Here is a 15,719-nt window from a genome sequence, read left to right on the forward strand (position 1 = left end):
ATCCGTTTCGCCTGACGGGGAGAGATCACCTCTTCGGCCCAGCACGGCCGTGCGCCACCCCGGTCCGACCGGCCGTCAGCCGACGGTGTGCCGGAGTGCGTGGGCGCGGGCTTCCGCCGGGAGCAGCGTACGGTTGTGCCGCAGCAGCCAGGAGAAGTAGGCGGGGTTGACGCGGGCGAGGTCGACGTAGGCGGAGCGGAGGTCGGCGTAGAGGGCGTCCAGGGTGCCTGCGCTGAGCGCTCTGGATCTCCAGATCAGCAGCAGGCGGACGGCTAGGGGGTCGCCGTGGACGGGGCGGACGGCGGTGCCCGGCCCGACCACCGCGGTGGGCTGGCAGGGGCGTACGGCCTCGCCGGAGGCGATGAGCTCGGTGGCGGTGGCGTGGTCGCGCACCTGCACCACGCGCGGGTCGAGTCCGGCCTCGCTGAACACCCGGCGCATCGCCGCGTACTCGTGGTCCGCCGTCGGGTCGACCATCCAGGTGTCGTGGGCGAGGTCCGCGAGGTGCACCACGGACCGTGCGGCGGCCGGGTGCCCGTCGGACAGGGCGACGAACTGCGGTTCGCGGGCGACCAGGACGCGGTGCTCCGCCCCGGCCGGGACGTGCAGCGGGAAGCCCTCGCTCTCGTGGACGAAGGCGATGTCGAGCTGGTCGGCGGCGACCATGCGCAGCAGTGCGATGGCGGATATGTCGATGTGGATGGTGGGGTCGGTCTCGGCGCAGCGGTCGCGGACCCGGCGCAGCCAGCCCGCGACCGCGCGGCTGCCGACGCTGCCGATCCGCAGCCGTCTCCGTTCGCCGCCGGCCGCCTCCTGCCGGGCGGCGGTGACCAGGGCGGCCATCTCGGTGAGGATCGGCCGGGCGCGGGAGACGACGGAGTGGCCGAGGGCGGTGGGTCTGCTGCCGGTCTGTTCGCGGGTGAACAGGGCGCCGCCGATGGTCCGTTCGATCCGGTGCAGCTGGGTGGTGAGGGAGGGCTGGGTCATGCCGAGCTGCAGCGCGGCCTTTCGTACGCTGCCGGTGTCCGCAATGGCGCACACCACCCGGAGATGCCTCACATCTAGCTCCACGACCGGAGCATAACGAGGCGTCAGATTATCCGCCAGGGACATGCCAGATAGTGAAACGTTTCACCATTGAATCACCAACAGGGGGTATTGGGTCGAGCTATCGCCGGTTGACATCATCCGCTCGATCGGAGAACTGAACGAAGCTCTGTGCAACACCGGTTCACCCGATGTCCACGTCGTTGCCCCACAGCGATCGTGGAACTCGCGAATGGAGTTCCCCCACATGAAGCTCTCGAAGCTTGCCCTGTCCGCGACCCTCGGACTCGTCCTGGCCGGCGGTCTGGCCGCCGTGCCCGCCGCCGCGGCGACCGCCGACACCACTCCGCGCCAGGGGTACACCGCGTCCTCGTACACCGGTTCTGCTGCCGAGCAGGCGAACAACAAGGCCTTCTACCAGGCCGTGATGAAGTCCGCCCTGGCCAAGCAGGCGGCGAACCCGTGGGTCAAGGCCGTCGTCGTCACCTACGACCCCAGCAACGCGCCGTCCTTCGCCAGCCAGATAGCCAGCAGCGCCCAGATCTGGAACAGCTCGGAGCGCAACATCCAGCTCCGGGCGGGCAGCAACGCGGACTTCGACTACTACGAGGGCAACGACTCGCGCGGCTCGTACGCCAGCACGGACGGCCACGGCCGGGGCTACGTCTTCCTCGACTACAGCCAGGCCCAGCAGTACAGCCCGGTCCGGATCGTCGCCCACGAGACCGGGCACGTGCTCGGCCTGCCGGACCACTACTCGGGTCCGTGCAGTGAGCTGATGTCCGGCGGCGGCCCCGGCCCGTCCTGCACCAACCCCTACCCGAACGCCACCGAGAAGCGCCGGGTGGACTCCCTGTGGGCCAACGGCCTGGCCGCCCAGGCGGCCGCCCGCTGACGCGGCGGATCAGCCGAACGGCCCGGCCCCGCAGGGGGTCGGGCCGTTCGGGTGCCCGCCCGGGGCTCAGGGCGCGGCCGGATCCCGGCGGCCCACCCGGGAGTTCAGCGGCGTCAGGAGCGCACCGAGGCCGACCAGCAGCCGCAGCACGCCCGCGACACCGATGATCAGATACATGTCGTGGAGCCGCTGCTCCAGCAGGCCGCCCAGGATCGAGGCGACCGGGATGGAGACGAACGCGACCATCCGGGTGGTGGCGACCACCCGGCCCAGCATCCTCGCGGGCACGGTCCGTTGACGCAGGACGAACCAACTCACCATGTTCACGATGCCGATGCCGTAGATGAGCGCCCAGAGCACCGAGATGCCGACCACGTCCCGCAGCGGGATCAGCGCGACGATCCCGGCGCCCGCCAGCACCGTGCCGGTGATGATGACCCTGCCCGGGGCGAAGCGGCGGCCCAGCCACGGGCACACCGCCGCCCCCAGCACCGCCCCGGCGCCCTGGGCCGCGAACACCACGCCGATCAGCGTCGGGGACATGCCGTGGTAGTCGCTGAGGTAGTAGACGAGGTTGGCCTGCACCATCCAGGTGCCCAGGTTGGCGAGCGCGAACAGCACCGCGCCGCTGAGCAGGGCCCGGTTCTCCCTGGTGATGTGCGCCAGGGCTTCGCGGACCTCCCGCAGCAGGCCGCGCTGCTCCGGGTCGGCGGGCGGCCGGGAGGACGCCTTGATCGCCAGGATCGCCAGCGCGGACACCGCGAACGTCCCGGCGTCGGCCCAGACGGCGCCCTGGTAGCCGAGGGCGGCGATGAGCAGACCGGCCACGGCGGGGCCGGCCAGGCTCATCACGTTGTCGCCCATCTGCATCCAGGCGTTGGCCCGTTCCAGGTCCCGGTCCCCCACCAGGTCGGGCACCAGGCCCTGGAACGCCGGGTAGTACAGCGGCTCCACACAGGCGAGCAGGAACGCCACCAGGTAGACCTGCCAGACCGACGAGGTGCCCGCCGTCACGATCACCGCGAGCAGCCCCGCCAGCACGGTGGCCGTCAGGTCGCCGGCCACCAGGATCCGCCTGCGCTCGAACCGGTCGGCGAACACCCCGCCCGGCAGGGACAGCACCAGCAGCGGGGCGTACTCCAGGGCCGACACCACGGCGGTGTTGAGTGCCGACCCGGTCAGCCGGAACACCATCAGCGGCAGCGCGAGCCGGTAGATCCAGTTGCCGAGGCCGGACACCACGAAGGCGAACAGCAGCAGTTCGTACCGCGCGCCCAGCCGCCGGCCGGCGCGGGCCCGGAGCCCGGTGCTCATACCGTCGCCGCGCGCACCAGGTCGACCACGGCGGTCCGGTGCGGCCGGAGGTAGAAGTGGTCGCCGGGGAACATCCGCACCTCGAACGGCCCGGCCACGTGTTCCTGCCACGCCTCCAGCTGGTCGACGCCGATCTCGTCGTCGGTGCCGCCGAGGACGGTGACCGGCAGCGCGAGCGGCTCGTGCCCGCCCGGCCGGTAGGTCTCGATCACCTCGTAGTCGGCGCGGAAGTACGGGAGCACCAGGTCGCGCAGCTCCCGGTGTTCGCGCAGCTCGGCCGGCACCCCGCCGTGGCGGCGGTCCACCACGTCGAGGAACTCCTGCTCGGGCAGGTCGTGGATGGTGCCGGTGTCGGCCGCCACCAGGCCGGGTGCGGGCCGGGCGGACAGGAACAGGTGGCGCGGCAGCGGGGCGCCCGCGGCGTCGAGGGCCGCGGCCAGTTCGAAGGCGACCAGCGCGCCGAAGCTGTGCCCGAAGAAGACGAACGGCAGGTCCAGGTCCAGCCGGCCGAGCAGCTCGTCCAGCAGCGGCCGCATCCTGGTGTGCGGCTGCTCCCGCACCCGCGCTCCCCGGCCGGGCAGTTGCACCGCGCACACGTCGACGGTGTCCGGCAGGTACCGGCTCCACGGGGTGAACTCGGCGGCGCTGCCGCCGGCGTGGTGGAAGCAGTACAGCCGCTGGGCGGGATTCTCGCGGCGCTCACCGCGCACCAGCCAGCGCTCGTCGTCCCGCTGGGTCGTGGACACTCGGCTCGACGTCCTTTCGTTCTGGCTTTCGTTCTGGCTTTCGTTCCGGTCGTTCTCGGAACTCATGGGCGCAGCTGCCCGGCGAGGGCGCGGATGGTCGGGAACTCGAACAGCATGCCGATGCTCAGTTCGACCCCGAGCCGGTCCCTGACCTCGGCGATCAGGCCCATCGCGCTGAGCGAGTCGCCGCCGAGCGCGAAGAAGTCGTCGTCGTGGCCGATCGAGGTCACGCCGAGCGCGGCCCGCCACACCTGGTGCAGCACCTCGGTCACGTCCTGGTCGGCCGCGCCCCCGGCCGGGGCCGCCGCCGGTTCGGCCGGTGCGGGAGCGGACGCGGGAGCGGGCCCGGCGGTGACGGCGGCGGGTGCGGGTGCGACGGCGGCCGCGGGGACGGCGGCTGCCCGGGCGGTCTCCAGCGGCACCGGTACCCCGTCGTGGTAGGGGCGCACCGCGACCTGCCGTCCCGGGCGGCTGCTGAGGATGTCGAAGAGCAGCGCCACCCCCTCGGCGGGCGGGATGCCGTCCGCCGTCGGCAGGCCTGACCGCTCCGGCTCGTCACCGGCCGCGAACGGCTGCCGGTCGACCCTGCGCATGGTGAACCTGCGCACCGTCACCGCGACCACCCCGTCGGGGCGTACCAGGTCGACGTCGGCCACCAGGACGCCGTTGCCGCCGCTCAGGTGCCTGACGTGGGCGGAGAACTCGCCCGGGAGGCTCTGATGGACGATCACCTCCCCGTACAGCAGCGGCAGGTGGTGGTCGTCCTCGCGGCGGCGGGTGAGCGCGGTGGCGCTGTCCAGCAGGGCGGGGTGCAGCGGGTGGGTGTCCAGTTCGGCGTGGAAGCGCCGGTCCAGTGCGAGGGTCGCCAGCTGCTCGTCCGGCGCGCGGCGCAGCTCGGCGATGTTGTGCCAGTGCGGTCCGAGTTCGGCGAGGTCGCCCTCGCCGGTCGCGTCGAGGGTCTCGGTCATCCGGGCGGCGACCTCGGCGAGGTCGACCGTGGGTGCCGGGCCCTCGGCGGCGCCGACCCGGCCCGAGGAGTGCACGGTCGAGCCGGTCCGGATGGAGAACTCCCATTCCTGGCCGGCCGGTTCGAGTACGACGCGGACCTGCCGGGTGCCGTCGACCGGCAGCGGACGCCGGAAGGCGACCTCGCGCAGGCGCACCGGGACGCCGGCCAGCTGCGGGCAGAGCTGCCGGGCGGCGCGGACCGCCAGGTCGAGGTGGCCGGTGCCGGGCAGGACCGCGCGCCCGCCGAACCGGTGCTCGTCGAGCAGCCAGTCCTGCTCGGAGAGTTCCTGTTCCAGGACCAGCGCGCCGTCGGGCAGGCGCGGCCCGGCGGTCCAGGCGGACAGCGGTTCGCCGCTGCCGGGGTCCACCGTGGAGCGGGCCGCCATGCCGACCGCCGACCAGCTCGGCCAGTTCACGCTGACGCACCGCTGCCTGGACACCGAGGCGTGGGCGTCCAGGAAGGCGTTGGCCGCGGCGTAGTCGGCGCTCCCGACCAGCCCACCGATCGAGGCCCGGCTGGAGAAGGAGGCGAAGAAGTCCAGTTCGGGACGGTCGGCGAAGATCCGCTCCAGGACCAGGGTGCCGAGCAGCTTGGGCCGCAGCACCGCCCGGACCTGCTCCGGGGTCCGGAACGCGATCATGCCCTCGCCCGGGAGTCCGGCGGTGTGCAGGACGCCGTGCACCTGGCCGACCGTACCCGTCACCCGGTCGAGCAGCTCGCGCATGGCCGGCTCGTCGGCCACGTCGGCCCGCTCGGCCAGCACCCGGGCGCCGAGCCGTTCGAGCCCGGCCACCTGGCCGGCGGCCGCCTCGGGCATCCCCGAGCGGCCGACCAGCACCAGGGTCGGCAGGTGCCCGGTCTCGGCGAGGCCGCGGGCGACGGCGAGGCCGAGTCCGCCGAAGCCGCCGGTGATCAGGTAGGTGCCGCCGGGGCGGACCGGGGCGTCGACCGCAGCCTCGTGCCGGATCGGCACCTCGACCGGCACCCAGCGGCGGTCACCGCGCAGCGCCACCACGGTCGGTGCGCCCGGTTCCTGGAGCTGGTGGGCGATCAGGTCGCCGTCGGTGCCCCGGGAAACGTCCAGCAGGGTGCAGGTGGCGCCGGGCGCCTCCAGCGGAACGGTCCTGGCGAGTCCGGCGAGTGCCGCCTTGGCCGGGTTGACCGGCTCGCCGCCCGAGACGTCGGCGGCCTGCGTGGTGAGCAGCACGAACCGGTGCGGCTGGCGCAGCTGGGAGTGCCGGAGCACGGTCTGGACCAGGGCGAAGGCGCTCTCGATGCCGTCGGCGCTCTGGGCGGCGACGGTGTCGGGGGTGGCGTCCGGCCAGTGCTGCGCGGCGAGCGCGTGCACGTACACGGCGGGCTCGTCGCCGACGGCCAGCAGTGCGTCGAGTACGGCGGTCAGGCTGTCCGGCCGGGCGGGCACCACCCGGTGTCCGGCGCGGCCCAGTACGGCGGTCACGGACCGGGCGGCGGCGGGGTCCTCCGGCAGCAGGACCAGCGCGGTGGTGGCCCGGTGCCGGGGTGCGCGCGGTCCGACCGGCAGCTCGTCCCAGCGCAGCACCGACAGCGGTGCGTGGTCGGGCTCCGGCGCGGGGACGGGGTCCGTCGCGGCCGGGACCGGCTCGGGCTGCCGCTGCTCGGGGGCCGGCTGCTGCGGCTGTCCGGCGGCGGGGGCGGGCGGGCTGATCCAGTGGCGCTCGCGCTGGTAGGGGTAGCCGGGCAGGGAGGTCCGGCGCAGCGTCCTGGCCGGGCCGACGGCCTCCCAGCGCAGGTCGTGGCCCTCGGTCCAGAGTGCTCCGGCCGCCGCGAGGACGGCGGCGCGGTCGGTCGCGGCCCGGCCCAGCGTCGCAACGGCCAGGCTGCCGGCGCCGTGGCGGCGCACCAGGCCGGTCAGGGTCCGGCCGGGGCCCACCTCCAGGGCGGTGACCGGCTGCCGGTCGAGCAGGTGCTCCAGTGCGGGGGCGAAGTGGACCGGGGTGGTGAGCTGTCCGGCCCAGAACGCCGGGTCGACGGCCTGGTCGTCGGTCAGCGGCCGGCCGGTGGCCGCCGAGATCACCGGGATCCTCGGAGGGGACAGCGGCACGCCGTCGAACGCCTCCAGGAAACGCTCGGCCGCCACCGCCATCGCCGGACTGTGGAAGGCGTGCGAGGTCGCCAGCCGGCCGGCCGGCACCCCGCTCTCCCGGAGCCGGGCGGCGACCGCCTCGACGGCCTCGACCGGTCCGGCCAGCACGGTCTGCCCGGGACCGTTCACGGCGGCGAGCACCACGGTGCCGTCCACCAGCTCCAGCGCCTCCCGCTCGCTCAGCGAGACCGCGAGCATCGCGCCGGGCGGCATCGCCTGCATGGCCTGCGCGCGCGCCGTGACCAGCCGCAGGCCGTCCTCGACGGTCATCACCCCGGCGGTCATGGCAGCGGTCAGCTCGCCCACGCTGTGGCCGAGCAGGGCGGTCGGCGCGAGGCCCCACGCCTGCCACATCCGGGCCAGCGAGTAGCCGACGGCGGCCAGCAGCGGCTGGGCGTACTCGGTGCGGCCGAGCAGCTCGGCCACGATCGGGCCGCGCCAGGCGGGTTCCAGGTCGAGGCCGAGGCCGGCGACGGTCTCCAGGCACTGCCGCATCGTCTCGGTGAACGTCGGGTCGTAGCCGAACAGCCCGGCCGCCATCTCGGGCTGCTGGGCGCCCTGGCCGGGGAAGAGCAGGGCGAGGGGCCGGGCGGCCGCGCCGTCGGCCGGGCGGATCAGGCCGCGGCCCTCGGGGTCGGACAGCAGGGCCGCGGCCTCGCGCGCCGATCCGGCGACGGCGGCCCGGCGCTGCCGATGCGCCGTCCTGCCGTGCTGCAGGGTGGTGACGGTGTCCACGAACCCGGCCTCGTCCTGCCAGCCGAGGTGCCGGGCCAGCCGTGCCCTGGTCTCCTGCTCGGCGGCCTCGGTGCGCGCCGACCAGACCAGCAGCTCGGCCCCGTCGGCCGGGGCGGACGGCTGCGCCGCCGGTGCCTGCTCCACCAGGACGTGCGCGTTGGTGCCGCCGACTCCGAAGGAGCTCACCGCCGCGACGCGCGGCCGGTCGGCCGACGGCCAGGCGTCACGCTGGCCGACCACGTAGAACGGGGTCGCCGCCAGGTTCAGCTTCGGGTTGGGCTCGGTGTAGTGGACGGTGGGCACCAGCTCGCCGTGCTCCAGGCAGAGCACGGTCTTGATCAGGCCGGCCACGCCGGCGGCCGGGCCGAGGTGGCCGATGTTGGACTTGACCGAGCCGAGGCCGATCGTCGCCGCCGCGGGCCCGCTGCCGCCGGTCAGGAACCGGTAGGCCGCGTTGAGCGCCTCCACCTCGATCGGGTCGCCCAGGTCGGTGCCGGTGCCGTGGGCCTCCACGTAGTCGACGTCGCCGGGGGCGAGACCGGCGACGGTCATCGCCTCCACCACGGCCCGCTTCTGCCCGTCCACCCCCGGTGCGCTGAAGCTGACCCGGTCGGCGCCGTCGTTGCTGACGGCGGAGCCCCGGATCACCGCGCGGACGTGGTCGCCGTCGGCCAGCGCGTCCGAGAGCAGCTTGAGGACGACCACGCCGCCGCCGTTGCCGAAGACGGTGCCGTTCGCACGGGCGTCGAACGGCCGGCACGTCCCGTCCTGGGAGAAGATCCCGCCCGGCGCCCAGCGGTAGCCGTGCCCGTACGGGAGTTCCAGCTCGGCACCGCCCGCCAGCGCCACCTCGCACTCGCCCGAGCGCAGCGCCTCGCAGGCCAGGTGCACGGCCACCAGGGAGGTGGAACAGGCGGTGGCGACGGACAGCGCGGGGCCGGTCAGCCCCAGCCGGTAGGAGGCGGTGCTGGCGACGTAGTCGTTGTTGTTGAAGATGTCCAGGGCGAGCCCGCCCGTCCTGGCCGCGAGGTCCTTGTCGGCGCGGATGTTGAACTCCGCGTACCGGTTGGAGGCCGCGCCGCCGTACACCGCGACCGTGCCGGGCACCGCGAAGGCGTCGTAGCCCGCGTCCTCCAGCGCCGCGTGCGCCAGCTCCAGGAAGAGCCGCTGCTGCGGGTCGCGCAGGGCGGCCTCACGCGGGGTCATCCCGAAGAACTCTGCGTCGAAGCGGTCGGCGTCGGCCAACAGCGGTACCCGGCGGACGTAGTGCGGGTCGGCGAGGTCCTGCTCGTCCACGCCGAACGCGCGCAGCTCGTCGTCGCCAAGCGTGCTGACGCAGTCCGTGCCCTCCGACAGGACCTGCCAGAGCCGTTCGAGGTCCTCGGCGCCCGGGAACCTCCCCGCCATTCCGACGATCGCTACCGGTTCGGCGATCTGCTCGTGCATCTGGTCGTTCTCCCCCGTGTTCGTCACGTTCGTCACCGACCGGCGCTGCGCTGGTCGTTCAGCCGCCTGCGGACCGCGCGCCGCGCGGCGGCCACGCCCGACAGCGGCTCCCGGCGGGCGGCGGGCACCGGCCGCGCCAGCGGTGGCGCGGGGGTGTCACCGCCGCGCAGGTGCCCGGCGAGCAGGCGTGGGTTGGGGAACCTGAACAGGTCGACCACCTCGACGTCGAGGCCGCGCGCCCGCAGCTGCTCGTGCATCCGCAGCAGCGAGAGCGAGGTCAGGCCCGCGTCGAAGAAGTTGGTGCCCGCGTCCGGTACTCCCGGTGTGCCGAGCAGCCGCCCGAGTACCTCGGTGATCAGCTCCTGGGCGGCCGAGGCCGGGATCCGGGCCGGCACCGCCCGCTCCACGGCCGCTGCGGCGGCCCGTACGTCGACCTTGCCGTTGTGGTCGAGCGGCAGTTCGTCGAGGACCACCAGCCGGCCGGGCACCGCCCAGTGGGGCAGCGCGGACTCCAGCTCGTGCCGCAGTTCCTCGCCGAGCAGCGGGCTCGCGCCCGGTGCCGCGACGCACGCGGTGATCTCGGTGCCGTCGGCCAGCACGGCGCACTGCGCGACCGCGTGGTGGCCGCGCAGCACCGCCTCGATCTCGGCGGGTTCGAGCCGGTGGCCGCCGACCGACACCTGGCGGTCGCGGCGGCCGACGAACTCGATCTGCCCGTCGGGGGTGTACCGGCCGAGGTCGCCGGTGCGGTAGAGGGTGACGCCCGGCTCGCCGTGCGGATCCGGCGCGAACCGGCCCGGCTCCGCGGCCGGGTTGGTGCCCAGCGCGAGCCCGCGACCGCGCACCACGATCTCGCCGAGCCTGCCCACGGCCGCGCCCGCACCCCCGCCCTCGCCCCCGCCCTCGATGAGGAGCTCGCGCCACGGGCTGCGCGCGGCCAGCGGGACGCCGGTGCGGTCGCGCCGCCAGCGGGCCGGGTCCTTGGCCGGGTCCTCCCAGCGCAACCAGCTGACCAGCTGCGGCGTCTCGGTGCAGCCGTAGCCGTGGTGGATCCCGGCTCCCGGGGCGAGGTCGGCGAGCTCCCTGGCCACCGGATCGGTGAGCAGCGCCCCGGAGAGCACCACCCGCCGCAGGTGCTCCAGCCGCCGGCCGGCACCGCGGGCGGCCGAGGCCAGCAGCCGGGCCAGGCCGGGGGTGGCGTGCACGGTGGTGATCCGGTGCTCGGCCAACAGCTCGACGAGCGCGCCGGGTTCGGTGCTCCCGGGCAGGTAGAGGGCGGCGCCGCTGGTCAGCGGGACCAGGACGTCGCGCAGGACGGGGTCGTGTCCGGGTGCGGAGAGCAGGACGAACCGGTCCTGCGGCTCGATCCCGAACGCCTCCCGGTACCAGTGCAGCGCCTCCGGCAGCGCGTCGCGCGGTGCGAACACCACGGACGGCTCGCCGGTGGTGCCCGAGGTGCACAGGGCGTGGCCGTGGTCGAGCGGTACGGGCGCGGTGGTGGGGCCGGGCAGGTCGGGGCCGGTGAGCACCGGGACCGGCCAGTGGTGACCGCCGTCGACGAGCACCGCTTCGGCGGACGATCCGCTCAGCGCCGCACGTTGGCGGCGGACGGGCAGGCCCGCGTCCACCAGGGCCACCGCGTTCCCGGCGTGCCAGGCCGCCAGCAGCTCGACGATCGTCCGGACGCTCCGGTCCCCCGGCAGCAGCAGCATCCGTTCCGTCCAGCCCGCCGCCCTGAGTTCGCCGGCCCTGGCCGCGACCTCGGCGTGCAGCGCCCGGAAGGTCAGCTCGCCGCCGGGGAAGTGCAGCGCGGTCCGGTCCGGCCAGCGCTCGGCGGCCAGGACGAACGCCTCGGCGACACCGGGCAGTTGCGGACGCGGGGCGAGCTCGGCCCGCGGGCCGTCCGGCGGCGGGACCGCGAGCGACCGGTCGAGGTCGCCGGGCAGCGCCGTCAGCAGCCGGACCACCTGGTCGAGCAGGTGCCCGGCGATCTCCCGGTCGAACACGTCGAGGGCGTGGACCAGCCGCAGCCGGTAGCCGGTACCCTCGGCCCGCCTCAGGTAGAGGCCGAGGTCGAAGAGCGCCCCGGTGGTGTCCGGTTCCACCTCGGTGGACGGCGCACCGCCGAAGCCGGGGGCCGGCGCGGCGTGCGTGAGGTCGTTGAACCACACCTGGTGGAGCGGGTTGCGGCCGAGACTGCGCGGCAGGCCGAGCGAGTTGACGATCCGTTCGAAGTCGACGTCGCCCCGGGTGCGGGCGTCGATCATCGCGTCGGACACCTGGCGGGCCAGTGCGGCGAAGCCCGTCCCGGGTGCGACGTCCACCCGCACCGGCAGGGTGTCGACGAGGAAGCCGATGACGTCCTCGCTCGGGCCGCCGTCCCGGGAGGACCAGGGCACGCCGACGACGGTCTCGCGCTGCCCGCTCCAGGATGCGAGCACCGCGCTGAACGCGGCGAGCACCACCGAGACCGGGGTGACCCCGATCTGCCGTGCCACGGCGTCCAGCCGCTCGGCGGCGGAGCCGGTCACCGCGGCCTCGACGGCGCCGCCCGCGAAGGTGCTGACGGCGGGTCGGCGGGCCTGGAACGGCAGGCCGTGCGAGCGCGGGGCGTCCTGCAGCCGGTCCACCCAGTACCGCAGGTGGGCCTCCTGCTCGGCGGCGTCCGCGCGGGCGGCGCGGTCCGCCAGCAGGTCGCCGAACTGCGGGGGCCGGGCGTCGGTCAGGGTGCCGTCGTAGGCGGCGGCGAGCTCGTTCAGGAACACGTCGACGGACCGCTGGTCGGCGATCGCGTGGTGCAGCACGGCCACCAGGCAGGCGTTGCCGTCGGCGTCCTCGGCGTAGAGCACCCGCAGCAGCGGCGCGCTGTCGATCGGCAGCGGCAGCGCGGCCTGCTCGGCGGCCAGCGCCCGGCAGCGCCCTTCGGTGAGCGGTTCGGCCGACCGTACGGCCAGCAGCGGCGGCGCCACCTGCTCGGCGATCACCTGGTACGGGCCGCTGTCGTCGGCGACGATCCGGGTGCGCAGCGACTCGTGCCGGTCGACCACCACGGCGAGCGCGGCGCGCAGCCGGGGCACCTCCAGCGCTGCGGCGGGGCGGACGGCGGCGACCACGTTGTAGGCACTGAGCCTCGGGTAGAGCTGCTCCATCAGCCAGAGCCTGCGCTGCCCGGCGGAGACCGGCGCGCGGTCGCCCTCGGGCCGGCGCGGCAGGCCGGCGGTGCCGCCGGGTGCGTCGGCCGTGGTGATCCGGTCGCGCAGGCCGGCCAGGGTGATCCGGTCGCGCAGCAGCTCGCCGAGCGACAGCCGCAGGCCGTAGCCGCGCAGCAGTTCGCCGCGCAGCCGGACGGCGGCGAGGCTGTGCCCGCCCAGGGAGAGGAAGTCGGCGTGCTCGTCGACGGCGTCGAGCCCGAGGGCCTCGGCCCAGAGCCGCCCCAACGGGTCTCCGGCGCCGGGGCCGTCGCTGCGGGCTGCGAGCAGTTCGTCCGCCCGGCGGCGCAGCAGGACGCGGTCCTGTTTGCCGCTGCCGGTCAGCGGCACGGTCCCGATCGCGGCGAAGTGGGTGGGCACGTAGGCGGCGGGCAGCCGGGCGGCAAGGTGGGCGCGGCACTCCTCCTGCCAGTCGGCCGAGGCGTCCCGCAGGCGGACGAAGGCCACCAGCTGCGGGGTGCGCCCGCCCGCCGCGACCACGGCGCACTCGGCGACGCCGGGCTGCTCGCGCAGGACGGACTCGACCTCGCCGGGCTCGACCCGGACGCCTCGGATCTTGACTTGTTCGTCGATCCTGCCGTGGTACCTGATCTGCCCGTCCACCACCCGGACCAGGTCCCCGGTGCGGTAGATGCGGTCGACCGCGCTGCCGGGCGGTGCGGCCGTGAACGCCCGCTCGGTGAGGTCGGGCCGGCCGAGGTAACCGTGCGCCAACGGGATTCCGCCGATGCACAGTTCACCGCTCTCGCCGTCGGCGACCGGCTCGCCGCGGTCGTTCAGCACGAGCAGCTCGCAGTTGTCCACGGCCTGCCCGATGGGCACCTCGTCGATCAGCTCGGGCTGCTGGGGGCTGTCCCAGTAGGTGACCTCGATGGACGCCTCGGTCGGCCCGTAGAGGTTGTGCAGCCTGGCGGGCAGGGTCGCGACGCAGCTGCGCGCGAGCGCGGCGGGCAGTGCCTCGCCGCTGCAGAACACGTGCCGCAGGCCGGTGCAGTCGGCGGCGCCCGGCCAGCGCAGGAACTCCTCCAGCATCGAGGGCACGAAGTGGCAGACCGTGATCCGGTGCTCGATCACCGTCTTCATGATCGCGGCGGGGTCTGCGTGCTCACCGGGGCCGAGCAGGACCAGCCGCGCACCGACGATCAGCGGCCAGTAGATCTCCCAGCCCGACACGTCGAAGGTGTACGGCGTCTTCTGCAGGACCCGGTCCGCCGGGTCGAGACCGTAGTGCCGCTGCCCCCACAGCAGCCGGTTGGTGATCCCGCCGCTGGGGACCAGGACGCCCTTGGGTGTGCCGGTGGACCCCGAGGTGAAGATCACGTTCACCGGCTGATCCGGCGTCACCTGCCGCAACGGCGCCGGCTGGTAGCCGTCGTCGAGGTGGTCGGCCAGCGGCACCACGTCCAGCACGGCGAGGCCGTCCAGGCCGGTGGAGCCGTCCGGTGCGCTCCGGCCGTGCAGCGCCTCGGTGGTGGCGAGCACCAGCGCGGGCCCGGCGGTGTCCAGGATCAGCCGCAGGCGCGTCGGGGACTCGTCCGTGGCCAGCGGCAGGTAGGCCAGGCCGGCCTTGAGGACGCCGAGCAGGGCCGCGACCAGGTACGGGCTGCGGTGGGCCAGCACCGCGACCGGCCGGTCGGCGGGCAGCCCCCGGCCCAGCAGTTCGGCGGCGATCCGGTCGGAGACCTGCTCCAACTGGCGGTAGGTCCAAGCCTCCTGGGCGCCGACGCAGGCCACCGCGTCGGGCGTCCGGGTGCCGGCCGCCCGGATCAGCCCCGGGATGCCGTACGGCGCAGGATGGTCGACTGTCGGTCCGCGCAGGGCGGTCCCCTGGCGATGGGCATGACTGAACATGAAGGAATCCCCCGAAATGAAAAGCAGCACAGAAAATCCGCCGCCCTCTGTTCCAAAGACAGAGAGCATTCAGCACCTCGCGCTCTGTCGAGGCGAATTCGAACAGGTGATCACGGTCACTCATTCCTGCCAGGCGCGGACCACGCCGAGCGCCTGTTCCGGATTCAGCCGGGGATCGCACAGCGAGGTGTAGCGCTCACCGAGGACGGAGGGGTCGGCATCGGCCGGCAGGCACTCCAGCACGTCGTCCGGAGTCGTCTCCAGATGGAGTCCGCCCGCGGTCCCGCTCGCCTCCCACACCGCCTGCCGGAATCCCACCACCTCCCTGACGACGTCCTCCAGCACCCGGGTCTTGCGGCCGGCCGGGGTGGTCACGGTGTTGCCGTGCATCGGGTCGCACATCCAGACCACCGGGTGCCCGGCCCGGCGCACGGCCGCGACCAGCGCGGGCAGGTTTCGCTCCACGGCGTCCGCGCCCTGCCGGGCGATCAGGGTCAGCCGTCCCGGACGCCGGTCCGGGTCCAACAGGCCGCACAGCTCGCACAGTTCGTCGGGCGTCATGCTCGGCCCGACCTTGCAGGCGACCGGATTGTCCACGGCGGCGAGCAGCCGGACGTGGGCGCCGGACGGCTGCCGGGTCCGGTCGCCGATCCACGGCCAGTGCGTCGAGGACAGCACCGTCCGCCCCGAAGCGCCCCTGCGCAGCAGCGGGAGCTCGTAGTCGAGGACCAGGGCCTCGTGGCTGGTCCAGGTGGCGCTCAGGTCACAGACCGACCGTCCGGCCAGGGCCTCGAACACCGACCTCGCCGCGCGGTGGCACTCCACCAGCCGGCCCGGGTCGTGCGCGCGCGAGCCCGGGTCGGGCTCCGGCCCGTTCACCAGGTGCCCCCGGAAGACCGGGAGTTCGAGATCCCCGTGGCGTTCCACCGCCCGGGAGCGCGGCTTGGCGAACTGCCCGCCGATCCGGCCGACCCGGACGACGGGCTTCCCGGTACGGTCCGACAGCACGCCCGCCAGGGCGTCCAGCAGACCGGCCTTCCGGCCCACGGCCCCGGGCGTGCACTCCCGCGGATCCTCCGCGCAGTCACCCGCCTGCAGGATGTTCAGGTTCCCCGCGGCGGCCTCGGCGACCAGCAGGCCGAACCGGGCGACCTCGCGGTCGTCGGCCAGCCCCGGTGTGCCGGCCAGCTCCTCGACGGCCGGGCCGAACGACGCGTGCCCCTCCCAGGCCGGCTGCTGGGCGGCCGGACTCGATCTGATCCGCCGCAGTTCGCCGGCCGGCAGCGGATCACCGTACCGGCGCTGATCCTCGATCAGCGACATCGCGTGCGACACCGCGTCT

Annotated in this window: 7 protein-coding genes; 1 reads left to right on the forward strand and 6 read right to left on the reverse strand. The window is 74.5% G+C overall.

Annotated features, from left to right (window positions below; genetic code table 11):
• Positions 1-75 precede the first annotated feature (75 nt).
• Positions 76-1,071: a LysR family transcriptional regulator gene (locus ACFC1R_RS04510; protein ID WP_375932545.1), complete on the reverse strand. Its 996-nt coding sequence runs from the start codon at positions 1,069-1,071 to the stop codon at positions 76-78.
• A 223-nt stretch (positions 1,072-1,294) separates the two neighbouring features.
• Here ACFC1R_RS04510 and snpA point away from each other — a divergent pair, with 223 nt between their 5' ends.
• Positions 1,295-1,942, forward strand: a complete 648-nt coding sequence (gene snpA / locus ACFC1R_RS04515) for a snapalysin (RefSeq protein ID WP_375932548.1) — start codon at positions 1,295-1,297, stop codon at positions 1,940-1,942.
• Positions 1,943-2,008: 66 nt separating this feature from the next.
• Here snpA and ACFC1R_RS04520 read toward each other — a convergent pair whose 3' ends face one another.
• The 5 genes from ACFC1R_RS04520 to ACFC1R_RS04540 form a co-directional block, all read right to left on the reverse strand.
• The gene (locus ACFC1R_RS04520; RefSeq protein WP_375932551.1) at positions 2,009-3,256 is read right to left on the reverse strand and encodes an MFS transporter; all 1,248 of its coding nucleotides are present in this window, start codon (positions 3,254-3,256) and stop codon (positions 2,009-2,011) included.
• Positions 3,253-4,002 carry a thioesterase II family protein gene (locus tag ACFC1R_RS04525; protein ID WP_375932554.1) on the reverse strand — a complete coding sequence of 250 codons (750 nt, stop codon included), beginning with the start codon at positions 4,000-4,002 and terminating at the stop codon, positions 3,253-3,255. The genes ACFC1R_RS04520 and ACFC1R_RS04525 overlap by 4 nt, the downstream gene beginning before the upstream one ends.
• Positions 4,003-4,064: 62 nt before the next feature.
• Positions 4,065-9,344 (reverse strand): SDR family NAD(P)-dependent oxidoreductase, encoded by a 5,280-nt coding sequence (locus ACFC1R_RS04530; RefSeq protein ID WP_375932557.1) that lies wholly within the window; start codon positions 9,342-9,344, stop codon positions 4,065-4,067.
• Positions 9,345-9,349: 5 nt separating this feature from the next.
• Positions 9,350-14,377 (reverse strand): amino acid adenylation domain-containing protein, encoded by a 5,028-nt coding sequence (locus tag ACFC1R_RS04535; RefSeq protein ID WP_375932560.1) that lies wholly within the window; start codon positions 14,375-14,377, stop codon positions 9,350-9,352.
• 120 nt (positions 14,378-14,497) lie between these two features.
• Complete coding sequence (locus ACFC1R_RS04540; protein WP_375932563.1) at positions 14,498-15,712, reverse strand: 3-deoxy-7-phosphoheptulonate synthase; 1,215 nt, start codon at positions 15,710-15,712, stop codon at positions 14,498-14,500.
• Positions 15,713-15,719: the final 7 nt, after the last annotated feature.

Origin of the sequence: Kitasatospora sp. NPDC056138, from assembly GCF_042264695.1 — a bacterium.
In the GTDB taxonomy this organism is placed as follows: Bacteria; Actinomycetota; Actinomycetes; order Streptomycetales; family Streptomycetaceae; genus Kitasatospora.

Coding starts and splice junctions, on each gene's coding strand:
- ACFC1R_RS04535 (WP_375932560.1), bottom strand. CDS start 14,377: ATGTTCAGTCATGCCCATCGCCAGGGGACCGCCCTGCGCGGACCGACA.
- ACFC1R_RS04520 (WP_375932551.1), bottom strand. CDS start 3,256: ATGAGCACCGGGCTCCGGGCCCGCGCCGGCCGGCGGCTGGGCGCGCGG.
- snpA (WP_375932548.1), top strand. CDS start 1,295: ATGAAGCTCTCGAAGCTTGCCCTGTCCGCGACCCTCGGACTCGTCCTG.